This is a genomic window from Tolypothrix campylonemoides VB511288_2 (assembly GCF_045999855.1).
Taxonomy (GTDB): Bacteria; Cyanobacteriota; Cyanobacteriia; order Cyanobacteriales; family Nostocaceae; genus Scytonema; species Scytonema bouteillei_A.
In genome coordinates this window covers 22418-48619 of sequence record NZ_JBFPMW010000019.1, presented here as the reverse complement: position 1 = coordinate 48619, position 26202 = coordinate 22418, and the positions used below count along the sequence as shown (strand labels likewise).

Annotated in this window: 20 protein-coding genes; 7 read left to right on the top strand and 13 right to left on the bottom strand. The window is 40.5% G+C overall.

Annotation, left to right across the window (positions count from 1 at the left end; genetic code table 11):
- The first annotated feature begins 720 nt into the window (after positions 1-720).
- The gene (locus AB0756_RS36820; RefSeq protein ID WP_050045623.1) at positions 721-4320 is read left to right on the top strand and encodes a WD40 domain-containing protein; all 3600 of its coding nucleotides are present in this window, start codon (positions 721-723) and stop codon (positions 4318-4320) included.
- A 55-nt stretch (positions 4321-4375) separates the two neighbouring features.
- Here AB0756_RS36820 and AB0756_RS36815 read toward each other — a convergent pair whose 3' ends face one another.
- Together AB0756_RS36815 and AB0756_RS36810 are read right to left on the bottom strand one after the other, a co-directional pair.
- Positions 4376-7009: a hypothetical protein gene (locus AB0756_RS36815; RefSeq protein WP_038087590.1), complete on the bottom strand. Its 2634-nt coding sequence runs from the start codon at positions 7007-7009 to the stop codon at positions 4376-4378.
- Between the two features lie 206 nt (positions 7010-7215).
- Positions 7216-7644 carry a hypothetical protein gene (locus AB0756_RS36810; RefSeq protein WP_167844717.1) on the bottom strand — a complete coding sequence of 143 codons (429 nt, stop codon included), beginning with the start codon at positions 7642-7644 and terminating at the stop codon, positions 7216-7218.
- A gap of 378 nt (positions 7645-8022) precedes the next feature.
- Here AB0756_RS36810 and AB0756_RS36805 point away from each other — a divergent pair, with 378 nt between their 5' ends.
- The gene (locus AB0756_RS36805; protein WP_050045625.1) at positions 8023-9000 is read left to right on the top strand and encodes a 2-hydroxyacid dehydrogenase; all 978 of its coding nucleotides are present in this window, start codon (positions 8023-8025) and stop codon (positions 8998-9000) included.
- Between the two features lie 163 nt (positions 9001-9163).
- Here AB0756_RS36805 and AB0756_RS36800 read toward each other — a convergent pair whose 3' ends face one another.
- The 3 genes from AB0756_RS36800 to glgA form a co-directional block, all read right to left on the bottom strand.
- On the bottom strand, positions 9164-9370 hold the full coding sequence (locus tag AB0756_RS36800; protein WP_050045626.1) for a DUF5615 family PIN-like protein: 207 nt from the start codon (positions 9368-9370) through the stop codon (positions 9164-9166).
- Positions 9363-9761, bottom strand: a complete 399-nt coding sequence (locus AB0756_RS36795; protein ID WP_038082799.1) for a DUF433 domain-containing protein — start codon at positions 9759-9761, stop codon at positions 9363-9365. Before AB0756_RS36795 ends, AB0756_RS36800 begins: the two co-directional genes overlap by 8 nt.
- Before the next feature lie 151 nt (positions 9762-9912).
- Entirely contained in the window at positions 9913-11391 is a 1479-nt protein-coding gene (glgA, locus tag AB0756_RS36790) for a glycogen synthase GlgA (RefSeq protein WP_038082780.1), read from the bottom strand.
- A gap of 235 nt (positions 11392-11626) precedes the next feature.
- Here glgA and AB0756_RS36785 point away from each other — a divergent pair, with 235 nt between their 5' ends.
- From AB0756_RS36785 to dcm, 3 genes are all read left to right on the top strand, one after another.
- Positions 11627-11920 (top strand): DUF6679 family protein, encoded by a 294-nt coding sequence (locus AB0756_RS36785; RefSeq protein WP_237265912.1) that lies wholly within the window; start codon positions 11627-11629, stop codon positions 11918-11920.
- Positions 11921-12078: 158 nt separating this feature from the next.
- Entirely contained in the window at positions 12079-13362 is a 1284-nt protein-coding gene (locus AB0756_RS36780) for an alpha-amylase family protein (RefSeq protein ID WP_038082783.1), read from the top strand.
- On the top strand, positions 13331-14455 hold the full coding sequence (gene dcm, locus AB0756_RS36775; RefSeq protein ID WP_038082786.1) for a DNA (cytosine-5-)-methyltransferase: 1125 nt from the start codon (positions 13331-13333) through the stop codon (positions 14453-14455). Before AB0756_RS36780 ends, dcm begins: the two co-directional genes overlap by 32 nt.
- Before the next feature lie 65 nt (positions 14456-14520).
- Here the strand turns inward: dcm and AB0756_RS36770 are convergent, their stop codons facing one another.
- Entirely contained in the window at positions 14521-14865 is a 345-nt protein-coding gene (locus tag AB0756_RS36770) for a hypothetical protein (protein WP_038082788.1), read from the bottom strand.
- A gap of 196 nt (positions 14866-15061) precedes the next feature.
- Positions 15062-15700 carry a Uma2 family endonuclease gene (locus AB0756_RS36765; RefSeq protein WP_038082790.1) on the bottom strand — a complete coding sequence of 213 codons (639 nt, stop codon included), beginning with the start codon at positions 15698-15700 and terminating at the stop codon, positions 15062-15064.
- A gap of 191 nt (positions 15701-15891) precedes the next feature.
- Between AB0756_RS36765 and AB0756_RS36760 the strand changes: the two genes are divergently transcribed.
- Positions 15892-16209, top strand: a complete 318-nt coding sequence (locus AB0756_RS36760; RefSeq protein WP_038082792.1) for a hypothetical protein — start codon at positions 15892-15894, stop codon at positions 16207-16209.
- 74 nt (positions 16210-16283) lie between these two features.
- On the opposite strand, the gene AB0756_RS36755 is transcribed toward AB0756_RS36760, so the two are convergent.
- The 5 genes from AB0756_RS36755 to AB0756_RS36735 form a co-directional block, all read right to left on the bottom strand.
- The gene (locus tag AB0756_RS36755; protein ID WP_038082794.1) at positions 16284-17375 is read right to left on the bottom strand and encodes an ABC transporter ATP-binding protein; all 1092 of its coding nucleotides are present in this window, start codon (positions 17373-17375) and stop codon (positions 16284-16286) included.
- Between the two features lie 103 nt (positions 17376-17478).
- The gene (locus AB0756_RS36750; protein ID WP_038082796.1) at positions 17479-18363 is read right to left on the bottom strand and encodes a carbohydrate ABC transporter permease; all 885 of its coding nucleotides are present in this window, start codon (positions 18361-18363) and stop codon (positions 17479-17481) included.
- Positions 18364-18377: 14 nt separating this feature from the next.
- A complete protein-coding gene (locus AB0756_RS36745) occupies positions 18378-19277 on the bottom strand; it encodes a carbohydrate ABC transporter permease (RefSeq protein ID WP_038082801.1) in 900 nt (299 codons plus the stop codon).
- Positions 19278-19287: 10 nt separating this feature from the next.
- The gene (locus tag AB0756_RS36740) at positions 19288-20604 is read right to left on the bottom strand and encodes an ABC transporter substrate-binding protein (protein WP_038082797.1); all 1317 of its coding nucleotides are present in this window, start codon (positions 20602-20604) and stop codon (positions 19288-19290) included.
- Positions 20605-21102: 498 nt separating this feature from the next.
- Positions 21103-22014 carry a DUF4344 domain-containing metallopeptidase gene (locus tag AB0756_RS36735; RefSeq protein ID WP_167844718.1) on the bottom strand — a complete coding sequence of 304 codons (912 nt, stop codon included), beginning with the start codon at positions 22012-22014 and terminating at the stop codon, positions 21103-21105.
- Between the two features lie 471 nt (positions 22015-22485).
- On the opposite strand from AB0756_RS36735, the gene AB0756_RS36730 reads away from it, so the two are divergent.
- Positions 22486-24705, top strand: a complete 2220-nt coding sequence (locus AB0756_RS36730) for an ATP-binding protein (RefSeq protein WP_050045627.1) — start codon at positions 22486-22488, stop codon at positions 24703-24705.
- Between the two features lie 243 nt (positions 24706-24948).
- Here the strand turns inward: AB0756_RS36730 and glsA are convergent, their stop codons facing one another.
- Positions 24949-25926 (bottom strand): glutaminase A, encoded by a 978-nt coding sequence (glsA, locus tag AB0756_RS36725; protein WP_050045628.1) that lies wholly within the window; start codon positions 25924-25926, stop codon positions 24949-24951.
- Positions 25927-26202: the final 276 nt, after the last annotated feature.

The following is a 26202-nucleotide window of genomic DNA, read 5'->3' as shown; positions in this document are numbered from 1 at the left end:
TGCTACGGAATTTCAACCTAAAGGGAATAGGAAAAAGAGAGCCGTTTTATTGACAGGCTAGAGTTCGTGCTTTGATGCATGGGGTTTGAACCCAGGCTGGAATTTTCCAAATTTAAGATTTGAGGCTGAAAACTAGGGCTAGAAACTGGTACTGAGTTACAGCCTGTCTCCCAAATCGGGAGAAGGTGTCCGTGGAGTATGAATAGTTGCGATGAACGCAACTTTGTATGAAAACTTTGACATTTAGTCATCTTCCAGCAACTGCTGTTTCATCTCCATCCAAAATCTGGATATCCAAAATCATACTTAGTTACTAAATTTAGCTCACTAAGTTTCTTGTAGTTACTCCTTACCACCTAAGTTAAGCCGCTCGTTCTATAACTTGCACCGCTTTAGTAAACCTAATTCTTATAGGATGGGTATCTTTGCCCGCCCTGTCGTGCAATTTAAAGCGAAATAGCTTAATGACCGATATGGTCTTAATTCTCACTTTAAAGTAACTAAGTTACAAAGTCAAGCAACAACCATCTCATCTTTGGTTACATCTGTACCGAATCTACTAAAGAGCAATTATTTTGATATTTTTGAAGAGTGTGGGTTGGAGAAGAATCTACTTCTTCTGAAATAAAATATTTATCTAACTTTCGAGGGGTGCCAATCCAACACGGTGCTTTCTTTCAATCCATCGGTAGGCAGATATCAATTTGATTGCTGCAGGTTATGAATGTACTTTCTGCTGAATTTCTGGAAGCTTTGGCTGCTAAACGAGGGTTGTCTAGCAGCGAACTAGAAGTTTTTTTTCTTTCCGTGGATGGAAAATCGCCAACCTTAATTGCCAAGGAACTGGGTATCAGCGCCGAAGCAGTGCGTAAAAGATTAAGTGAGGTGTATAAGAAGTTTAATGTCGGTGGTGGGGGACCTGGGAAGATAGTTAAGTTACAACAAGTTCTGCAATATGAGTATCAAGCATCTACTAAGACTCAGGAATTTGTTGTCCAAAAGCGACAGGATTGGGGTGAAGCACCGAGTTTGTGTGTCTTTTACGGACGGACAGCAGAACTGTCTGTGCTCAAGCAGTGGATTGTTAGGGATAATTGCCAACTTCTTGCATTATTGGGAATGGGAGGAATTGGCAAAACGGCTTTGTCGGTAAAATTAGTAGATGAAGTGAAAGATAATTTTGAGTACTTCATTTGGCGATCGTTACGCAACGCACCACCAGTCAAAGAACTTTTAGCCAACCTAATACGATTTTTGTCAGATGAGCAAGAAACTGATTTACCTGACACTGTAGATGGAAGACTCTCGCTGCTGATTCATTATTTACGAAAGCACCAAAGTCTTTTAGTACTGGATAACGCTGAGACAGTTTTGCAAGGGGGCGATCGCGCAGGCGACTATAGAGAAGGATATGAAGGTTACGGTGAACTGCTGAAAAGGGTAGGGGAAGAATCTCATCAAAGTTGCTTGATATTAACCAGTCGAGAAAAACCAAAAGAATTCGCACCTCTTGAAGGAGAGACATCACCAGTTAGAACGCTCTCATTATCTGGCTTGGGACAAACAGAAGGGCAAAAAATTCTTCAAGATAAAGGTTTATTTGGCTCCGAACAAGAATGGACACAACTGGTTGAAAAATATTCTGGCAATCCGCTAGCGTTAAAGTTAGTTGCTGAGCCAATTCGCGAGTTATTTGGCGGTGACATCGCCGTTTTTATGCAACAAGGAGAGATAATTTTTGGTGATACGCGCAATTTATTAGATCAGCAGTTCGATCGCTTGTCAGAGCAAGAAAAAGAAATCATGTACTGGCTGGCAATTAAGCGAGAAACAATTTCTTTAGAAGACTTATTAGATGATATTATACGTCTCGTTTCAAAAAGAGAATTACTAGAAGCATTAGAATCGTTACGGCGACGTTCTTTAATTGAAAAAAGTCTGGCACTATTTACGCTTCAACCAGTTGTACTAGAATACATGACCGACAAAGTAGTTGAACGAGTTTTTCAAGAAATCAGGACTGGTGAAATCGCGTTATTTATGAGCCATGCTCTTATTGAAGCGACTACAAAAGATTATATTAGGAATACTCAAACTCAACTGATACTTCAACCAATTATAGACAGGTTGTTAACTCTTTTTAGAACGCCTAAAAATCTGGAAAAAAAGCTGACTCAAATTTTAGCAAAACTACAGGCTCGATCGCCCCTAGAAGCAGGATATGCAGGCGGCAATATTCTCAATATGCTTTGTCAGTTACAAACTAATTTAAGCGACTATAACTTTGCCAATCTAACTGTTTGGCAAGCCTATTTACAAGGAGTTAATTTACATCATGTAAATTTTGCCAATAGCGATCTAGCAAGGTCTGTTTTTTTTGAAAAATTAGTTAGTATTTCATCAGTTGTATTTAGCCCAAACGGAAAACTTTTGGCTACAGGTGATGCTGATGGGAAAACTCATTTATGGCAAGTTGAAGGAGGAAAGTTACTTTTCACCTGTGCAGAACATAGTGGTTGGATCAGGTCAGTAACCTTCAGCCCCGATGGGGAGATCTTAGCAAGTGGAAGTGAAGACCAAACAATAAAATTCTGGGATGTTCGCACGGGTGAAAGCTTCAAAACCTTGCAAGGGCATACCAGTCGAATCTGGTCAGTTGCCTTTAGCCCTGATGGCTGTCTGATCGCCAGTGGAAGTGAAGACCAAACAATCAAGTTATGGGATGTCGAAACGGGTGAATGCCTCAAAACCCTACAGGAGAAAGCTAGCCGAGTCTGGTCAGTTGCTTTCAGTCCTATGGGTGACACTCTAGCAAGTGGAAGTGAAGACCAAACAATCAAGTTATGGGATGTCCGCACGGGTAAATGCCTTAAAACCTTGGAAGGACACACCAGTCATATCAGGTCAGTTGCCTTTCATCCCGTTCGCGAAGCTTCCTTGCAGGGGTTTGGTGACACTTTAGCCAGTGGAAGTGAAGACCAAACAATAAAATTATGGAATGTTCGCACGGGTGAATGCCTGAAAACTCTGCAAGGACATACCAATCGCATCAGATCGGTGATATTTAGTCCTGATGGTTGCCAGATAGCCAGTAGTAGTGACGACCAAACAGTGAAATTATGGAATGTTCGCACGGGTGAATGTCTGAAAACTTTGCAGGTCAGTACCAGCTGGGTAAGGTCAGTTGCCTTTAGTCCCGTTCGCGAAGCTTCCTTACAGGGATTTAGTTACATCTTAGCAAGTGGCAGTGATGACCAAACAGTGAAGTTGTGGAATGTTCGCACGGGTCAATGCCTCAAAACTTTGCAGGGAAGTAGCAGTTGGGTGAGGTCAGTTGCTTTCAGTCCTGATGGTTGTCAAATTGCTAGCAGCAGTGAAGACCAAACAGTGAAGTTATGGGATGTTCAAACGGGTCAATGCTTGAAAACCTTACAAGGGCATACTAGTTGGGTAAGGTCAGTTACCTTCAGCCCTGTTTGCGAAGCGTCCCTGCAAGGGTTTGGTTCCCAGCTCGCAAGTAGTAGCGACGACAAAACAGTGAAGTTATGGGATACTCGCACCGGTCAATGTCTGAAAACCTTGCAAGGGCATACCGATCGCGTATGGTCAGTCGCTTTCAGTTCTAATGGTTGTACTTTAGCTACCAGTAGTGAAGATCGAACAGTGAAGTTATGGGACGTCCAAACAGGTCAATGCTTGAAAACTTTGCAAGGGCATACCAGTCGCATATGGTCAGTTGCTTTTAGCCCTAATGGTTGCCAGATTGCTAGTAGTAGTGAAGACCAAACAGTGAAATTATGGGATGTTCAAACGGGTGATTGTCTGAGAACTTTACACGGACATACCAATCGACTTTGGTCAGTTGCTTTTAGTCCTGATGGTCGTCAGATTGCTAGTAGTAGTGAAGACCAAACAGTGAAATTATGGGATGTCCAAACGGGTGAATGTTTGAGAACTTTACAAGGGCATACAAATCGGATCAGGTCAGTTGCTTTCAGCCCGGATAGTCAAATTTTAGCTAGTGGTAGTGATGACCTAGTGGTGAAGTTATGGGATGTTTGCACGGGTGAATGCCTGAAAACTTTACACGGACATACTAATCGGGTAAGGTCGGTTGCGTTTAGTCCTGATGGTCTGACTTTGGTGAGTGGCGGTCAAGATGAGACTATTAAGCTGTGGAATGTATTGACAGGTGAATGCTTTAAAACTTTGCGAACATTTAGACCCTACGAGGGGATGAATATTACTGGGGTGATAGGTTTAACTATAGCTCAAAAAGAAACGTTGAAGGCTTTGGGGGCGGTGGAAGATGTTAGTTAAAATCAGAAATTTATGAAGTACAAACAAGAAAATCATATTTGTGTATTTTTTATGCTTAAAATTGCACTCCTCCTTGCAATCGAGCGTCAAATCCCTTTTCTCCAGTGCCAATTTGAGCTTCTAGATATTTATGTTTTAGAATAATACCGTAGTTTAGGTTGGAAGCTCGACTGTCAAGACCAAGGTTAATTTCACTAAAATTTTTGAGATAAGCTCCAATAGATAGGTCTCGATTAATTTTTTGTAAGGCATTGACATCAAAAAAAAGTTCTTTGCTGAGTTCCAGTGTTGTCTTACATTCTAAGCCAGTTTTCAGGCTAAATTGTGTAGCAATAAATTTTGTCCATTCACTGCGATCGCTACTTTCAGCAAAAGCAATACCTGGAGTGACTGAGAATCCAAAGTTCTGATTTTGATAGGAGTAGGAATAACTGAGGAGAGCAGAAAAGGGATTGTTTTTATTACTTGCACTATTCCAATTTGCATTTAAGGATGAAGCATAAGTTGTAATTGCTTTTGGTTTATTGCTAGCATCTCTTTGGACATCTATTTTCTGAAAACTCAACAATATATTACTGTATATTCCTAACGCAACTTCTGATAAACCCATGTTGTTGTAAAATACACCAGGAGCCGTATTAGAATTAGTATTAAACCACAAACCTGTGGCAGTACTATAGTGAAAATAACCGGAAGACCCACTATAGGCAATTTCTACTGCTGGTAAATATAAATAGCCGTTAAAAGTTCTGAAGCGAATATTCTGACGATCTGTTTTGGTAATCTCAATGCGATCGAAAGCTAAATCTGATGATTTAATCCCAATAGGTACTACCTCAGCCTCTGCTAAATCAAATTGTTGAACAAAATTTTTCCCGTTTGGATGTTGTAAGATAATCTCAGCAGATGCAGATTCGTTTATGGGAGTAACAGCCGTTTTCCTTGAAGGAAGTTGCGTACCGATAAAGCTAAGTATACCAAAATCTTTATTGGAAAGTCTTAGTTTAGAAAAAAAAGTACTTCCTTCGATGAATGGACTACTCTTCTTATGAAAAAACTGCAATCCCCGCCTGTATAGCCCCGTTCTCACTTGAACAACATTGGAACTGACAGGTGTAATTTTGCTCTTAAAAGTCATGTTTCCAGAAACCTGCTTTAAACCACTGACTGAATTAGCATAAAATAATGTCCTGTCGAGTCTGTAATTGATTTGTCTTCTTTGAAGAACAGTTGCTTTCGCTGTCAAGCTGGCAAACTTCTGTTCACCATAAAAATAGGTTTTAGCATTTTCAAGATGAGTCTTGAGATTATTAGTATCAATATTTTTAAAAATGAGACCAAGTGCCATTCCTATAGTAGAATTTACGCTTTGAGTATCATTTATCTTTCCATCTTCTAAATTGAGGGTGAGTGATATACCGGGATTAGCAAAAACATTAGTATAAGAAGCACTCGCATTCATGGAGTTGTACTCGATCGTACTACTGTTACGAACATGACTAAAATACACTCTGTGCCAATCGCGCTCGGTTTGACGTTGTATACTAACGTTAAACTTGGGTTTTCTTTGACCATAGGACACCCAAAATAAGGAATTGAGATAGTGTAAATCTCTTTCGATATCTGTTTGTAAGGGATTGACTAAGGTATGGAGTAAATCTGTATTATCAAACTTTCCTAACTGTGCAACTTTAATTCCTGGCAAAGAAGTTATTGGTGCTGTAAACTGAGATGGTTTTCCTGCGATTGGATCTCCCCAAAAAATTCCAGTGGCTTCTAAAACCTGTTTGGGAATAATCTCTCCTTCTGCCAATCTCAAGTTACCATCATTAAGCAGAGGTTTTAAATCTACAGTAGGAAAGCCTTGCAAAATTCGGGGAGAATTAGAAACATTTAGGGATTGAAATAAAGAACTACCACCGTTTACACTATCAGTCGAAGCACTACCAAGATTGGGAGCAGTATTTTTCAAAATCGTTACATTAGAATTTCTGTAATCAATTCCACTGTGAATAATAACTCGATCGGCAGAAATACCAGGTGGATTTGTTATTTTTCCTCCAATAGCCGTGATAGAAAAGTTCTGACTTACAACATCTCCGCTTAGGTTCTCAAAATTACTGGGAATGAATGAAACTGCTTGAATACCTCCAAATGCTTGCTCTAACGTCATGCTTTGCATAATTTTGGTGTCACTGGATCTGCCTTGATAAACAATTCCCCCTTGCCATCCTTGAGTCTCAAAAACAATTCTATTACTAGGTAATACCCAGTAGAATTGCTCTTCTTTAGGGAAAAGAGCAAATGTAAACTTGTGAAGAATGGGGTTTTCTTTAGCAAAATTTATATCAAAATCAAAATAACGATCGTTTATATTAGGGTTGAAAATTTGAGGAGAAAACGTTAAGTTATCGGTTGGATTAACAAACCAAGGATATTTGCTAGCACTGACTGTTAAAGCATCTAGAATAATTTGTTGTTGATTTTGATCTTTTTTCTTGGCTTCTACTTTTTCTAATTCTGATTTTTTAGAAATTGGTTCTAGCTGAGGAAGGTTAGATGTATCTATTGTTTCTATTTTTAAACCATTTTCATCAATAGCTTTTACCGATTTTAAGGCATAATAGTTAGAAACTAATATTGAAATTAAATAGATAATAAAATGTTGAATTAAAATCAAATTTTTCATTTAATGAAAAACAAAAAAAGAATTTGAGATATTCCAGACAAAATTAGTAAGTCAGGTTTGTAGTTGCACCAAACGTGAAGATAGTCCAACTACAAACCGAATAGAAAATTTTACATTTCGTTATATATTTGTGTTTTTTCTTGCCGACCTACCTATGTCTGCTCAAATCTTGTAGAAATTAGAGAGTCATCTCTGTAAAAATCTTCTTATTCAAGACCGCCTAAACCATTCACGCCAGCCCCCGATTTAATAATGGCTGATTGAGCAGCAACATCATTGGCGGTTGTAGCAGCTTTTAAAGCTGTAGCTGCTTCTTGGAGAAAGGGATTGGCACTGACTGAATTAGTGACTGCGGTGACTGTACCAGGATCGATCAGTAAATTACCAATATTTTCATCATTTCCGCCTGGACTTTTTCCGGGTGTGACTGTCGGTTTCACATTTAGAGGTCCCTGAAAATAAAACCCAGCAGGTAAACTAATTTCTCCACTGATACTTTGTGAACCACCTGATGGTCTAACTAACACGAAACTTCCACTTGCACTAGCAGTCTGAGCAGTTACGGGTGCTCCTAAGAGTGTTGTTATCCCTAATAAAGTTAGAAAAGAAAAACTGAATTTTATGCTGAACTTCATATGGTGTGCTTCCCGATCGCGTTTTGTAAGAAACTCAAAACTAGAACTACTTGTTAAATGGCTTTTTTTTATTTTTATGTTCTTATACAAAAATAAAAAAATGGCTTTTTTTTGTTCTTTTATTTCTTCTATTTCTTTTTCTAGGGTTTGTAAATTCGTAGTTCTACAGATTTGATTTTAAAATTTTTCTTAAACTATAGAAAGGTACAAGTATTTATATCAAAAATTAAAGATTGAAAGAATCGTGTATTTACTTTGTGGGAGAAATACCCAACGTTCAAGCAGTCGGAGATCTGGTAGATCTGATAGCATAACCTCCAGAGATATACGGAGCGATCGCGCACATCCTCAATCTGAAAACCTTGTAAACCTTGACCCATGCACCAAGCCAAAGTCTTTATCACCCGCCGCCTTCCCACCGATTTAGCTCGACTGCAGCAAGTTGCGGCTATCGAAGTTTGGGAAGAACGCCAACCACCTCCTTATGAAGTTTTGCTGGAAAAGGTGAAGACAGTAGATGGCTTGCTTTGCTTGCTGAGTGACCGAATAGACAAACAACTCATAGAAGCCGGAACTTGTCTTAAAGTCATCAGCCAAATGGCAGTCGGCTACGACAACATTGACATCCCAACAGCCACCGCACAAAAGATTCCAGTCGGTCACACTCCCGGCGTATTAACAGATGCAACTGCTGATTTTGCGTGGGCATTATTAATGGCTGCTGCACGACGAGTTGTGGAAGCAGATAAGTTGACTCGTGCTGGTTTGTGGCGCACCTGGGAACCAGACTTGTTACTGGGGCCAAATATTGCAGGTGCTACCTTGGGAATTGTGGGATTGGGGCGTATCGGTCAGGCGGTAGCTCGTCGTGCTAAGGGGTTTGATATGCGGGTCTTGTATACTAGCAAACACCGATGTCAGCCAGAACTAGAGCAAGCCTTGGGTGTAGAGTTTGTCAGTTTTGAAAGTTTGCTGCAAGAATCAGATTTTGTAACAATTCATACTCCGTTATCTGATGATACTTACCATCTCTTTAGCGATCGGCAGTTTGAATTGATGAAGCAATCTGCCATTCTCGTTAACACCGCACGAGGAGGAGTTGTCAACCAAGACGATCTGTACCAAGCGCTTTTACAAGGTCAAATTGCAGGTGCAGCCATAGATGTTACCGATCCAGAACCAATTCCTATCGATAGCCCGTTACTCACGCTTGATAATCTCATTATTGCGCCTCACATTGGCAGTGCCAGTCGGCAAACAAGGGAAAAAATGGCAAATATGGCGATCGCTAACTTAATTGCTGGGTTGAAAGGCGAGCAATTACCTTATTGTGTCAATCCTAAAGTTTATGGCTGAAGTCTGTAGAATCCTATGTTTGCCACTGGTTGAGCCAACGCACTTGTCCAATCAAATCCGTGGCTTGTGTTTCTGTCAGCATATTATCTAAAGCCGCAATTAAACCAGACAGAGACCAACTATTTTGGGCTGCTAAGACAATGCCATAGTGGTTTGGATACCGTTATGATAGAACTAAAAAATCGCGAATGTTGAAAGTAAAAATACATCGTCCTTGAGCTATTGCCCCTAACAACTGCGCTTCATCACTGGCATCTAGAGGCATCCAATCATTAGGTGTTCGAGTGACATCATGACCGCGATTTACCAAAGCTGTATGTAGTGCTCTCATTGAAGCATCCGCATCTAAATGCAGCAGAGGTTTAGACATGATGCAATTCCAACGCTTGCTCGGATGCGATTGCTTTATCGACCTCTTGACTGTGTGCAGCGTAGAAAGCTAAAGCTTCATGCACTTGGGTTTCACTCAAGTTATATTCACTTGCAATCTCTGGAACAGACAACCCCCATTGTTGGCTAGCAATAACTAACGTCTGAACTCGCAGCCCAGTCCCTCGCAGTACAGAAACTCTTGTACCACTAGCACCAATGCGATATGTAATTCCTGGGTATGCGGGATCGTCAACTGGTTGATTGAGAACACCGACTTTCTCCGCTACAGCCCAAATAATAAATTGCTCCAGTGAAATCCCTTGGCTACTAGCGTATCTTTCTGCTTCTTGTTGTAGTTGAAGTGGTAAATTTAAGGAGTAAGGTGCCATTAGTTTTTTAAAGTCATTAACCTGTAGCTCTACGTACATCCTAGCTAAGTTTGAGGATTGTCTGTGAATTGCAAAACACGGGAAAAAAATTAATCCCTCGCCCCTATGAGAGAGCAAGGGAAAAATCTTTAAGTACAAAGAACCGAATCTACTACCACTGATATCGAATCTGGTCGTAAATCTTCACGTATTCTTCTCCTGGCTGGTTCCAAGAGTAGTCATACTCCATCCCTTGGAGAGCAAGCTTGCGGAATTCCTCTGGCTCGTTGTACCACAACTTCAGAGCGCGATCCATTGCTGACTCAATAGCATGGTAATCCGAGTCGGAGAACACGTAACCATTCCGTTCTTCTGGGGGCTTGTTTTCGTCATAATCTCGGTCAAACACGGTGTTGACTAGCCCACCCACTCCCCGAACTATCGGTACTGTACCGTACTTCAAACCAATCATCTGAGTTAGCCCACAAGGTTCATAATTGCTGGGAACAACAATCATGTCTGCTCCTGCGTAAATCAAGTGGGATAATTCTTCGTTAAAACCAAGTTCTAGATGAATATCCGGGTTGTCGTTTAAGAAGCGTTTCTCGTGCTGGAAGTGAGTATTAATCCCTGACTCTGTTGCCGAACCTAACAGCACAAATTGTGCTCCATTGTGAATGGCATGGTACATTGCATGATGCACAAGGTGAACACCTTTTTGCTCATCCAAACGACCAATGTAAGCAATCAGTGGTTTATCGACATCTTGCAGCAACAGTCGTTCTCGTAAAGCTTTTTTGTTCTTTGCTTTCTCTTCAAAATTATCTTGACTAAAGTGGTGGGGTATGTAACGGTCTATTTCTGGATTCCAGAAATCGTAATCAATACCGTTCAAAATTCCAGTAAATTTACCTTGGTGCAGGTGCAAGGTGTGACCCAACCCGTAACCAATGTTAGTACAACGGGCTTCCCAGGCATGATGGGGTGAAACTGTTGTGACTGCATTGGAGTAAACAATCCCCCCTTTCATTAAGTTGATGGCAAAGGGGTTGAAGTTGTCTCGCAGGCGATCGTAATGGAAGTAATGTTCTAGTCGGTTTAAACCCGTTGCTCGTAGAATTTCAGCACCACCAAAGCCCTGATGCTTGAAGTTGTGGATGGTGTAACAAACCCGTTGATGACCCATCCCGTGATATTGGTAAATCTCATAGAGCATTACCGGAACTAAGCCCGTTTGCCAGTCATGGCAGTGGATTACATCAGGTCGCTTGTTGCTCTGTTGCAAAAATTGTAAAGCGGCTTTGCTGAAGAACGCAAACCGCAGATTGTCATCATCGCAACCGTAATAGCAGCCCCGGTTAAAGAAATTATCCTGTGAGTGAGGTTCGATAAAGAAACACACTCGCCCATGTACCCACCCACAGTAGACCGAACAGTGAATCGCCGCCCCATACCAGGGTACCCACAGGTTCATGTAAGCGTCATGCAACCCCCATATGTGGTCGTAGCGCATACAGTCGTACTTCGGAAGGATAATTTCGACGCAATGCCCCCGGATTTCCAATTCTCTGCTGAGTCCATAAACGACATCGCCTAAGCCTCCAGCTTTAATCACAGGAGCGCATTCTGAGGCAAGGTGAACGATGTACATGTCTATCCTCGCTTAATAAAATTTTACCTTATATTATGTTTTCCATAATTACAGAAAAGATGTATCTCTTGGCAAGTAAGTTACCTATTCATTAGGAACAAAATTACCGAGTGACCGCATAAGTGTTGTCTGTCCGTAAAAATATCCTTCTCAATATTTAGAATGCGTGCAAGAATACGTCTTAAGCTATATTGACACAGTATGTTACTATCTTTAGATTAGGATTCTAAATATCATGGGTATGGAGAGTAAACTTAAAGAGCTTATTGGCTTGCCTAACGTGTGGCTTTTTGTCAAAAGCAGTAATGGCTGGCTAAAAAACGTAGAAATCATGGATGTCTGTCATGATACTGTAACATTCCGTTACGAGCACGAATCTGATACAGAAAAGAGAATGTGGGAGAAAACCACTCGAATTGACAATATTGCAGAAATAGAAGTTCGTTTGTTAACACTGCCAAAGAACGATCGGCAAGTGCAAGATATCAAAAACAGGCTTTCCAAGCTGTTAGAGCAGGAAGAAAAATAAATTGTCCAATCACTTTCTTTCATACGCCATCCTCTTTACAGATAAGAGGGTGGCGTATAATGTTGAATTTACAGGTATCTTATTCAATTTAGCTGTAAGTAGTGAGAAATCTCAGTATTATTAGGTCATATTGATACAAAGTCCTTTTAGGAGATGGTTTGAGTACAAGTGACAGTCGTCAAAGGTCGGAAGTTGAGGTTGATTGGATAGAAAAGCTTCTTTCTGAGGCTAAAGCTTTTGAAGCCAATACTTATGAAGAAGCATTAGCCAGAGTTCTTGTTGAGCAAGCTCTGAAAAATGCTGAAAGAACTGCTACCGCACCCGGTATTTCACTTGCGGCTGCTTTTGACCTCATTGTCGCTGCTGAGTACTATACAAAAGTAGCGAATACGGGATGGCTTTATTGTCCAGTAAAAAATTCCCCTCTTTTAATTTATCCATACACTAACACCTGTCCAAGATGTGTTTTGCAAGGAAATTTTTATTTTCATCAAGCCAACAAACCTTCTTCTGGAACTATTGGTGGAACAACAAGGCGTTTGCTCTGTGTATTTCTCAAGCATTTATTCACAATAAATTCACGGTATTTGAAAATTTATTACGGTACAGAACCTATTGACGTAATCATTCATGATGAAACACAAGATGTAGTTTTATTAGCGGAAGTAAAAGCCGCACCACTGACAACACTTCCCTTAGCAGTAAAAGTCGAGGTGCAAACTGAGGTAGATGATAACGGAGAACCTATACCTCGTTTACACTCTGCTACGGATAATTCGTTTCTTACGTCATCTCAAATGAATATTATGCTTCCTAAGTTGGAAGACGATCGCTGGAATTATGAGCTTGTACCTTTGGGTGTAAGAGGAAGTAGTAGTTCTACAAAATGGGCATACGAGCAAATTGGAAAAGTTTTTGGCGAGGAAGACGAACTGTTTTATAGATATTTCCAGTTTTGGAATATTGCTTACTCTGCCTATAACAAAGCTGTAAGAGGAAGAGGAACTTTACCAGAGCCTGTTTATTGGTTAACAAATGCCTGCGGACAACCTATTCCCAGACCCGAAAATTGGCCTGTGAGAAGAAAGGGTGAGGGATACGAATCTATTTCTGATAGTAAATCAAGTGTGGGAATGGATAGAACCGATGATATAAAAAAAGGTATTTATCAAGTCTTAAAAATTGCGGCTTTTGGTAAACCCAAAGCCAGTCATTTTGCTTTCAAAACTGCATTACTGTCTAACATTCACGCTGTACGTCATTACAGAGATTACTTGCTTGAGCTTCAGGATATTGTGTGGACTTTAGATACAACAGGACAAGCAAAAAAAGTTGGTGATTTGCCATTAGACCGAGAAATATATAACTTATTTGATGGTATTATTACTTTCACACAAAGCCATGTAAGAGATGAATGGATTCAACAAAATTTCCAATTCTAGCAGTTCATATAAGATTATTGAAAATCATATTGCTAGAAGAGTAGGTTCCGATGTTCAAAAACGTATTAACGCCCTGAAAATAGGGCAAAAAATGCAGGATTTACCCGAAGAGCTTTGGCATGATAGCTTTAAATACTATGTCAAGCATGACCCAAATCGACAGGGTGGACCAAACCTGAGAATGATTAGACTCGATCCGAATAAACCTTCCTTAACAGTGACAGGTTATATTTTTAACAAGTTTGTCCATCCTTATGAAAACAGGTTCATTACTGTACGAGAGGCAGCACGTTTGCAAGGTTTTCCCGATGGCATGAAATTTGAAGGAACCCTAACCAGTACTCAGCTTCAGGTAGGTAATGCCGTTCCCGTACCACTTGCAAAGGCTGTGTTTGAACATTTAGCTCACCAAGCGCATATGCTTGGATTTAATAATCGTACTTTAAAAGCCTTCAGTTTATTTAGTGGTGCAGGAGGTATGGATATTGGTGCTCATCTTACAAATTGCATAGACATTTGTGTAACACTCGATAATTGGTCAGATGCTTGTGCAACGCTAGGTGGTTTTTTTCGTAAAGGTGTTTCCGTTTTAGAAAAAGATATTTCCGCCCTAGAAGATCCATTAAATCTCTGGCAAAATGCCTCAGGTGAAGTTGATAAGCCTGACCTTGTATTTGGTGGTCCCCCTTGTCAAGCATTCAGTCAAGCCGGTAAACAAAAAGGGTTGCAGGATGACCGAGGTAAAATGATTTACGAATTTTTGCGCTTCGTAGAACATTTACATCCTCCCTTTTTTGTCATGGAAAATGTACCCAATCTTAAAGGAATTGCAGGAAGTCAGTTATATCAGGAGATTTTGCAGAAGATGGCGAATTTAGGCTATCAAGTTTCAGTTGGGATACTTCTTGCTGCTGATTTTGGCACTCCCCAATTACGACGGCGATTGTTCTTTGTTGGTTGCTTAAAAGAAATTGGCAGTATTAGCTTACCTTTACCAACTCATACGCCAGAACCTGAATTATTTGGTCTGTTGCCATATGTAACAGTTGGTCAGGCTTTTGCCGATTTACCAGAAGCAGAGTTTAGCCGTTGACTAATCCGCACCTTCGTCCACACGTAACGTTACTCTGGTTAGTTTAGATAGTTCGCTAGGGTATTTTATGGATTTGGCTTATTGTTCTGACTTGACGATTCCTCGATCCCCAGTACCTCTTGTAAAAGTTTACGTTCTTCAATAGGCAGTTCTAGCAACACGCGCCTATCCCCCTTTGTTTCCCGATAGCGGACAGCAGCATTTAAAAGACGAAGAGAAATTTGGAACTCAGGGCGGCTTCCCACCACTTCCCGCCATACCTCCAGCCACGATTGTGCTGCTTTGTTGCTTACTATCTCCGACATCAGCGCCTGAATGCTCCGTTGTCGCACAAGTCCTTGTGCCAAGACTGAAGCAAGTTCATACCTGTCATAGAGTTCTATCAGGGTTTTGATACGAGTTTTCCACACCGCCGCATCATTTGTGCTGTTAAATAAATTGCGGAAAATTAACTCACCATCTTCTACCTCTATATCGCTTGTAGACTTTATGCGCTCAAGTGCGTACTCTAACGCAGTAATACCTTCCTCCCAGTCATTCAGTCCCAGAATAGCGATCGCTCGGTTGAAGAAAACTCTATAACCCCCTCTTGGTAAGGGGAGACGTTTACATAGCAGAGATCGCCTGCTTCACCCAATTACGAAAAGCGCGAGTTGTTGACATTTCCCCATTTGTTCTGGTTTCTCGGATAAAGCGAGGAATCTCGTTCACTGGTACAGGCGCAAAGGTCGGACTAAGCTCTACTTCTGAGTAGTCTCCAGAGCTAAGTACGTAGAATCGAAGTACGTTTCCGTTGTATCCCCAGAATTCAGGGATACCCATTGCAGCATATAGTTTTAGCTTATCTATTTTTGGTCTGGAATATTCGACTTCCAGTACTAAATCTGGTGGTGGATCGGTTGCTAAGTCTATATTTTCTTTATGTCTAACCAAAGACTCATTTTGAATGTAGTAGCTACTATCCGGCTCACCACCTCGTTCCAAGTCATCCCGTGTTAAAGTCAGCGAACCAGCGCGTTTAATTTCCAGCCCCAGTTCTTCACACAACACCCCAATAAAACCTTCGATTATGCGATTAGAGTTCTCGTGCGGCATCATTGGAGACATGATTTCTAGTATCCCATTGTCATAAGCAAGTCTAGTGTTGCGTTGGTTGCTCATGTCAGCTAACATAGCTTTAAATGTCTGCCAGCTAATGTTCTCAAGTACAGTTCTAGTTTCTGCGAGTACTGCTGCTACTACCATATTCAATCTCCGTAGTTCATCGTTCAGCCTTCAAAAAAATTCGATATCGCAATCTTAATAGTACCCGAACAAAATTTGTCAGTGGGCTAAAGAGTGTTAATTGGCTGGTTGGCTAACTAACAACACACGTTCTAGAGCGGAGTACAGTAAAAACGCAGAAGTACGTCAACGAAATACAGCAAAGTACAAAAATGACACAGTTACACAACAGCGATCGCCCCAAAAGAGGCAGACTGTTTCCAGAACGCACTATTTCACCTACAGAAAAAGCCAAACGCCAAGCAGAGGCGAACGCTTTTCACCAGAGAGGTCGTCTCATTTTCGAGCAAATTCGTCTTCAACTCATTCAAGACCACTACAACTGGTTTATTTTAATCGAGCCAGATAGTGGAGACTACTTCGTAGCACCAAATAGTATGAGTGCTTTACAACAAGCGCTGCAAAAACACCCACAAGGTCAATTTGCAGCTTTCCGTTTGAATGAGACAGGAGTCTGCGGACGGATATGATCCAAGGCGATGGTCTTGTCTCTACTCAAATCAGAGCCAGGTTTGATATTACCTCAAACAATACAATCCCATATCTATGCTCCAACACTCGACATTTGTTTCCTGACAAGAGCATCCCCCGAGCGAACATCAAACCAGTGAATGTTTTGCGGAGTCAATGCCAGGGTAATATCCTCGCCACTCCAACTTCGATCTGTTGGTAGCAACGCACGTACTGTCGTCTGCGACCCTTCAATCTTCACGCTGACCAAATAGTGCATACCTAAATTCTCCACTAGATACACCCGCCCTTTAATAGTTTGTGTATCATTGGCTTCTGGAATCCGAACGTTTTCCGGACGAATTCCCAATACGATTTCAGGTGGTACAGTTGGTAAATCTGGGAGAGATATTTGGAAGTTCCCCAGCATCGCGTGTCGCCCTTGACAAGGTAAAGTCAGTAAATTCATTTGGGGACTGCCAACAAATCCAGCAACAAATAAATTGGCTGGATGGTTGTAGATGCGATCGGGTGGGTCAAGTTGTTGGACATAACCATCATTGAGCAAAGCCACTTTAGTAGACAGTGTCATTGCTTCTGTCTGATCGTGAGTAACATAAACAACCGGAACATTTTGAGCAGCGAATAGTTGCTTGATATCTGCCCTCACTCGTTCGCGGAGCAATGCATCTAGGTTACTTAGGGGTTCATCTAACAAGTATACATTAGCACGCCGGACAAGCGCTCGCCCTACTGCAACTCGCTGTCGCTGTCCTCCAGACAGTTGACCGGGCTTGCGGTTCAATAATTCTTCCAATCCTAAAATATGAGCAACGTCTGCGATTCGGCTTTTAATTTCTACGGGTGGAGTGCGGTGCAGTTTGAGACCAGAAGCAAGGTTGTCATACACTGTCATGTGGGGATAAAGCGCATAACTTTGAAACACCATTGCAATATTGCGCTCGGCTGGTCGCTTGTAGGTGACATCCACGTCTCCAATTGTAATTTGACCGCGAGTTGGTTCTTCTAACCCTGCAATCATTCGCAGTGTGGTAGACTTTCCACAGCCAGAAGGACCTAACAAAGTCAGAAATTCTCCATCGTTTACGGTTAAGCTAACATCTTTTACCGGAACAACTTTGGAAGTGTAGGTTTTATTTAAGTTTTTCAGTACAAGTCTAGCCATTGTTTGATTTTGGATTTTGGATTAACAATTTTTAGGATGTCGTGTCTTTTGAAAGAAGTTTATTCTGTATGACATTGTTGAAAATCAAAATTCTGACATCAATTTACCCTTTAACAGCACCAGCCGTCAGACCTTGAACAATCCTGCGCTGGAAAAACAAAACGAGTAAAACTAAAGGTAAAGTTCCCACAACAGTTGCTGCTGCAATTGGACCGTAAGGAATTTCATAAACTGAAGCGCCTCCTAACTGTGCTGCAGCCACAGGAATTGTCTTTAATTCTTCGCGAGTCATAAACGTGAGAGCAAAAATAAACTCGTTCCAGGCAAAAATAAAGGTGAGAATTCCAGTCGTCACCAAGGCGGGAAGGGTCATAGGCAATACAATTTGCCACAGCAATTGAAAGGTGTTATAGCCATCGACTCTGGCTGAATCTTCCAAGTCTTTAGGCAATTGCTGGAAAAAACTTCTCAAGACTAAAATTGTCAGAGGTAAATTGATAGCGGTGTAAGGTACAATCAATGCCAAATAATTGTTACCCCACCTGAGTGCTTGGATAATTTCTAACAATCCTATAAATAGAAGAATTCCTGGAAATAATGTCACAATGAGCACACTTGCAAGAATAAATCGTTCGCCCCAAGGGCGCAACCGTGCAAGGGCATAAGCGGCGGGTGCTCCAATCGCTAAGGACAGAGCCGTGGATGTTACGGAAACGAAAGCACTGTTGAAGATATAGCGCCAAAATGGACGTCGGACGAATAGCTCTATGTAGTGAGAGAGAGTGTATCGCGTAGGAATATAGACAGTGGGAATCGCAGCAATGTCTTCATTGACCTTGAATGAGGTCAGCAGTTGCCAGAGTGCTGGTGCTAGGCTGAACAAAGCCACTAGTGCAATTGCTATTGGTAGCAAGAATTTTTTCCAAGGAATTGCTTTTTTGGGTGGTTTGGAAGTGTTTGATGGAACTGTTTCTGGAAGTGCAGTCATGGGTAAATAACTCCTTATGTCCTAGCACGGGATCTGTTAAGCAAGAAACTGGCGATCGCCACTGCTGCAACCAGTATTAAAAATGTTACGACCACAAGAGCTGCCCCGTAGCCAAAATCTAAGTAGCGCATCACAGTAGAATAGATGTACAGCGAAACCACTTCTGTTGCACCACCAGGTCCGCCCCCAGTCATCACAGCAATTAAGTCAAAAATCCCGAAAGCTTGAGCAAACCGAAACAACACTGCAATGAGAATTTGCGGTAATAGCAACGGCAAAGTAATTTTGTAGAAGTTTTGCCACGGTGTTGCGCCATCAACGGAATGAGCTTCATAAAGATCTTGCGAAATTGACTGCAAGCCAGCGAGTAGCAGAATACTAATAAAAGGTGTCGTTTTCCAAATATCAGCAAATATAACTGCTATCATCGCTAGTGTTGGATCTCCCAACCAGTTAATCCCAGTCTGTATCAATCCGAATCGCCGCAAAATATCATTTACAACTCCAAACTGGTCGTTAAAAATCCACGCCCAAGCTAAACCAATCAGAGCCGTGGGCAAAGCCCAAGGTAAAATTGCGATGGTACGCACAACTCCCCGTCCAAAAAATGCCTGATTGAGAACTAAGGCTATTCCCAATCCCAATAATAATTCTGAAATAACGGATGCTGTTGTAAATACGGATGTCGTCCAAAGACTCTGCCAAAAACGACCATCTCCTATCATCCGTACATAATTATCCAAACCAGAAAATACGGGTTGCAACTCCGTTCCCAAATTCCTAGTAAATACACTTAACCAAAATGCTCGTGCGATCGGATATGCAAATACAAACAACAGCAGTAGCAATGCTGGTGTTAGTAAAATCCATGCTGTCCTTTGTTGCCGACTTTTAAGTGTTTGCAAGTTCATCACCTTGACTATTTTAGCTTTGTCCAATTTTTAGCAGTCGGCGCGTTTCACTAGCAGCAGCCTGCATTGCTCGTTCCGGAGTCATCCGACCGCTGAGCGTCGCACTTAAGTAGCGTTGTAAAATATCTGAAGCCTGAGCGTATTGAGCAACGGGTGGGCGTAAGACAGCATTATCTACAACTTTTAGCAATTGGGGAAAGTAAGAATATTTGGCTACAATTTCTGGATCTGTAAAGAGTGCGCGGCGGCTTGGGACGTAGCTTTCACTTAAAGCAAATTGGCGTTGTGCTTCTTCACTTGTAAAGTATTGAATTGCTTTCCATGCTTGTTGTTGATGTCTGGAAGATTTGGCAATTCCCAAACCCCATCCCCCAAGACAAGCACCCCCAGTGCTTCCTGGTGCGTGAACCATCGTCTTAATACCAATTTTGCCCCGGATTGGCGAACCTTCTTTATTGGCTAAAGTCCAGACATAAGGCCAACTTCGTAGAAATGCCACTTGACCGCTTTGGAACATCCGTCTGGTGTCTTCTTCGATATAAGTCGTAACTCCAGGAGGGGAAATACCTTCCCTTACAGTGTTACGCAAGAACTCGATCGCTTTTAGCGTTTGCGGTCGATCCAATCCCACCTCTCCCGTATCAGAATTAATCCAGAAGCCACCAGAACCTTCGAGAACTTCGACAAACATCGCCACCAATCCTTCATACTGGCGACCTTGCCAAACATAGCCCCAGTTTACCTTGTCTTGTTTTTGCAAGGCTTGGGAAATTCGCATTAAGTCCTCGAAAGTTTCAGGGGGTTTGAATCCTGCTTCTTTGAGCAAGTCTTCTCGGTAGTAGAGCATTCCCGCATCAGAACGCACGGGAATCCTGTAGAGCTTGTCTTGATAGCGTCCCGCTTCCACATCCTTGGGCGAAAATGCTGCTAACTCTTGCTTGGAAATGCGATCGTCTAAAGGTTGCAACCAGTTAGCGGCTGCAAACTTAGGAGCCCAGATCGTATCCATATAAATTAAGTCATAAGGAGACTCACCCAAGATAAAAGCAGAAGTATACAAATCTTCCAACAAATTGGTAGCATTTGGTCCTTCAACAAGGTTGATGCGAATACCTGGGTTTTTGGCTTCAAAGTTTTTTATTAAAAATTGTTTCCAAGGTGGAGCATCAGGCGCAGCAATCAACATATTCAAGACAACTGGTTGTTGCGAGAATGCTACCCAACTGTACAATATGATGCTCAATAACAGTGTCAGGAAAACTCCTGTACGTAAAAAACCTTGTTTTCGTAAGAAATTTCCCAGTTTATTCAGTGTTCTGCGGTACGACATTATAAATGAATACGATTGTTAACTGCTAGCAAATAAAAGATTTAACCTTCCAAATAGGATTTGCTGTTTGCTTACAAATTTGCTTTAGATGCAGAAAATTCTACCTTTTCAAAAGCAAGATAAAAAGCAATTTGAATGTAGAAGGCAATGCCGCCCCTACAGTGCTTAAAACTTTTCATAAATCATTTATGATTTCTATAAAAGAAGAAGCTATCTATTTGGAAATTCAAAAAATGCTATGATTGGCTATAATTAAAACTTGTTTTAAAGAACTACACAACTTTCCAAAGATAGAGAAAGCTACTGAGGATAACTTTCTTAAAGAAATACAGCGAAGATAGCACTAAAATTTACAATTTTTCATATTTAGCCGATTCGTGAAAACAACAAAGTAGAGGATAGTTGTATTTATCTTACTGAAAACTACAAGATCCCTGACTTGACAAAAAAGTCAGGGATCTTAGCAAACGATATAATACGCAACCCAGAACCTACTAGCTAGGATGATAAACTGTGGCGCTCCAGCAAACGCAACCAACTATTTCTTGCTTGAGTGTATTCACTGGGACATTTCGCAGCCCTGCTTTTTGGCAAAATTCCTTTTTTAACTATATCAGTATATTTTTCAGGGTTTTTGCCATAAACCAAGCAAGCCAAATTAGCAAATCTTTGCAAATCTAAAGAATGTTCGTCTGCGAAGGGAATTGTTTCACCTTTGAGTTGTCCTTGTCCTTGTAAAGCAAAGGCGCGTGCTGTATTAATCACTATTTCATCTGCTGCATTTTCCCCTTCGCCTTCTAATAACATGACAGCAGCTAGTGAATCAACAGCATCTTCTTCTCTTCCTGTTACCGGAATCTTTAACAAATCAACGAGAGCGTGTCCTGTTTCATGTAGAACTACGAAAAACAAAACACTTGCAGCTTCTTCAAAGGCTTTATCTGTTGAACCTTTAGGAGAATCTTTAGAGAACAATTCTGCATAATGTGTGAGCAAGTCATAACAAATTTTTATTGATTGGTCACCGGGATTGTAATAAGCGTTTAACTCACCACATTCTGTAAAGGCGATCGCTACATCCGTTGGTAAAGCTAATTGAAGACTGTTGAGTGCTTCTCCAACGGGTTCCAAGGCTTTAGATTTTCGCAATTCTTTTTGCAATTCACGATAAAACGGGCTTTTGACTTCTCCATAAACAATATGAAATTTGCCTGGTTGGTACTTTCTTTGCGCTACAAGGGTTTTGTCAGCTTCAGTTGCGATCGCACGACGGTTCTGTCCTATCAATAAACCAGCAGTTAAGTTGACACCAAGAACACCACACAAAGAAACAGCAAAGGCTTTTTGAAATAGCGATTTTCTCGAAAACAAGTTAATAGCCCGATCTAATAAAAATTTATGTTTACGCATGTAGTACCTTGAACGCAAAGAATAGAAAGCGTCTTAAGAGAGAGGGTTACTTTTTTTAACTACACGAACGTACTTAGTGATTCCAGAAACGAAGTATTTTTTTATAGCAGAAAGTTATTTATGTTTGTTAAAAATTAAGTAAAAACTTCACAAATTTAAAGCAGTATTCTTACTGAAAAATTTATGAAATTTTAAAAACAAGTAAGTTGAGTTTTCTCGAAAATTAATTGTTTAACAAAGGCTCCAGTCCTAAAGGTAGCTTTCCAGTTCCCTAGAACCTAGTAAATTCAAGGGGTCATTGGTCACTACTCACTGTTAAAGCTTCATGATAGAAACACGGAGTTTTTGGGAAAAATAGCTTACAGTAAGTAGCTGGGCAAAAATCAACAAAAAGTTATTAAAAAATTAAACTTGCCTGAAACCCTTACTAATGAGCAATGACTAATGACGAGCCTTACTTTGTGAAGAAATATGAATTTTTTATTAAAAAATATTATTTATAAAATAGCGTCTGGGAAAATATCACTCCGTCTATTCTTAATTATTCCTTTTCTGATTCAAATTTTTAGCGCCGTAGGTTTGATAGGATATTTTTCATTTAAAAATGGAGAAAGGGCTGTCAACGATCTTGCGAATCAACTGGAGCAGGAAATCAGTTCGCGAGTTCACCAGCATCTAGATCGATATTTAGCGACACCTCACCAAATTAATCAGCTTAATGCCAATGCTGTTGAACTGGGAAAACTAGACTTGCGAGATTTTCAGGGTGTAGGACATTACTTTTGGAAACAAATGTCCGTGTTTGACGTTGGTTATATTTACTATGTACTATCCACTGGAGAATATGCAGGTGCTGGTATCTTCTTAGAGCCAAACAAAGTTACTATCGACGAACTCTCTACTAACACTCAACATAAAGCCAATACTTACGCTACGGATAGTCAGGGAAATCGTACTAAGTTGATAAAATCCTACGATAACTACCATCCTCAAGAAGAAGCAGCTTATACTGATGCTGTTAAAGCTGGTAAAGCTGTATGGAGCCAGGTTTATCAATGGGATAACTTTCCTAATATTATTTCAATTTCTGCAAGTTATCCGCTATATACCAAGACAAACAAACTTGTAGGGGTACTGGTAACTAACTTGCGGTTAGCACAAATAAGTGATTTTCTCCGCAAGTTAAAAGTTAGTTCTTTAGGTAAAGCATTTGTTATTGAACGTGATGGTTTAGTTATTGCTAGTTCCAGTCAAGAACAGCCTTATACTTTGTCTGATGGGAAAGCACAACGTCTAAATGTTATTAACAGCACAGACTTTCTGATTCAATCTACAGCTACCTATCTAAAAAAACATTATGGCGATTTTAGAAAGATTCAGAGCCAACAAAATCTTGACTTTATGCTTCAAGGAAAGCGCCAGTTTATTCAAGTTGCTCCCTGGCGCGATAAGTTTGGGCTAGATTGGCTAGTTGTTGTAGTTGTCCCAGAAACCAGTTTTATGGAGCAAATCCATGCCAATACGCAAACTACTATATTACTATCCTTTGGTGCTTTAGGTGTAGCAGCAATATTGGGAATTTTTACCTCTCACTGGATTGTAGATCCTATTCGGAAATTGAGGATAGCCAGTCAGGCGATCGCCTCTGGAAAAATAGAGCAAACTGTTGATTTTAAAGGAATAGAAGAAATAGAAGCCTTAGGTCAATCCTTTAATCATATGGCAATACAATTAGAATCTTCCTTTAAAGAATTAGAGATTCGTGTCGCGCAACGGACAACTGAGTTACAACAAAAAAATGTAGATTTAGAACAAGCATTAGAAGAACTTAAACGCACTCAAAGCCACTTAATTCAAGTAGAGAAAATGTCTAGCTTAGGGCAACTGATAGCGGGAATTGCTCATGAAATTAACAACCCTATCAATTTTATTCATGGCAATATAAATTATGCTCATGATTACATACAATCTTTGCTCGAGTTGATTGAGATATACCAGAAAGAATGTCCAATAAAAACTTCATTAATTGACGAAAAAATAACAAATATAGATTTAAATTTTATTACAAAAGATTTGATCGATATTATCAAATCCATGAAATTGGGAACAACACGGATTCAGAAAATTGTTTTGGGCTTGCGTAATTTTTCCCGTCTGGATGAAGCCATCATGAAGCCGGTGGATATTCATGAAGGGATTGAAAGTACGTTAATGATTTTGCAACATCGCTTACTTGCAAGCGATAACTGGAGCAAAATTAACATTATTAAAGAGTACGGAAAATTACCTTTAGTTAACTGTTATGCTTCTAGCTTAAATCAGGTATTTATGAATCTTTTGAGTAATGCAATTGATGCTTTAGAAGAGGCAAAGAGGCATAGATCTGGAGACTTAGAATTAACTCTTAACTCCGAGTGCCCAACAATTCAAATTTCTACTGAATTGGCTGGATTAAACACTGTAAAAATTTGCATTACTGATAACGGTTGTGGTATCGATTGTGAGATACAAAAGAAAGTTTTCGATCCCTTTTTTACTACTAAGCCTGTAGGTTCTGGTACGGGGTTGGGGTTATCAATTAGTTATCAGATTGTTGTTGAAAAACACGGAGGACGGCTATACTGTCATTCCACACCCGGAAAAGGGACTTGTTTTGTCGTTGAGATCCCTATAGCGATCGCTACTCAATGACTGTTGAGTGCGCTCGCTTTCGATCGGGTATCTCTAGCTTGGAACGAAGTCAGCACTTAGCGATCGAATCCCCGAGAACTGTTAAGAATGTTAAGGATGCCGTTGACAAATAATAGCTCTCACCTCTCACCTCGATCCGGATCGAGAGAAAAACGGGACTTTGCGCCAAGTAAGGGTCGATCTCTCCCATTAAACAGATGTTTCCTTCAAGAAGCTAGGGTTCTTGCAGCCCTTGCAATTAAATCACTCACAAAACTGTAATCCTTGGCGCGAACAGTTAAATAAATGCAAACCAAACTTCTGCGAAAGTTCTTCGCATACTTTCACACCACGAATACTATTACCTCGCGAGTCTAACAGAGGTGAAAAGACTCCAATGCCCATACGGTTGGGAATAACTGCAATAATTCCACCAGAAATACCGCTTTTTGCTGGAATCCCAATTTTATAAGCCCATTCACCAGCGAAATTATACATTCCACAGGTATACATAACACTAAGAATGTCTTTAATATAACGGCTATCTATGGATTGTTCTCTTGTTATGGGGTTAATACCTTTGTTAGCAAGGGTTGCTGCCATAACTGCTAAGTCGCGACAGTTTACCATGACCGCACACTGTTGGAAGTAAAGATCTAGTGTTTCATCAACGCTTTGGTCGATCGTGCCAAAATTTAACATCAGGTGTGCCATTGCACGGTTGCGATGTCCTGTCACGCGCTCTGAGGTAAATACCGAGATATCAACAAATACATTATGACCCGTATATCGACGGAACATATCTAGCATTCGATTGAGTCTTTCGATTGCATCTGTACCCTTAATCAAGCTTGTGGTTGCAATTGCTCCTGCGTTCACCATTGGGTTGTAAGGGCGTTTCGATACCTCATCAAGAACAATGGCGTTAAATGCATCTCCTGTTGGTTCAACACCAACTTTTGTCAAAAGGTAATCTCGTCCGCGATCTTCGAGAGCAAGTCCGTAGACAAAAACTTTAGAAATCGATTGAATGGTAAATAATTCGTTGTAGTCTCCCACTTGATAAACTTCTCCATTCACAGTGGCGATGCAAATACTGAATAACTCAGGATTGACTTTGGAAAGTTCTGGAATATAGTTAGCCACCGCGCCATCCTGCAAGGACTTGTACTGGGAATGCAGTTCACTCAAAAAAGGTTCTACAGACGATGCAGTTATTTTTAATTCTTCTTGTTTTGCCATGAGGGCTGTTAGTTAAATAACAAAACTTATGCTTTCTTTTTATGCCGCAGATAAGATACCATGTACTTGCTCATTTGCAAGTATTTTCTTTAACATAGTTATATTTTTAACTTGTTAATTTTGTACATTATAACTTTTTTTGGCATTAATAAATTAATAGTAATCGTGGTTATTACAAAAATCTTTTTTTTCAAACTGCTTGTAATAAAACCATTTGAGATGTTAGAGATGGTAAAAGTCATGCACGAGTTAGTGGCTCTTTCTGTGAAGAAAGCA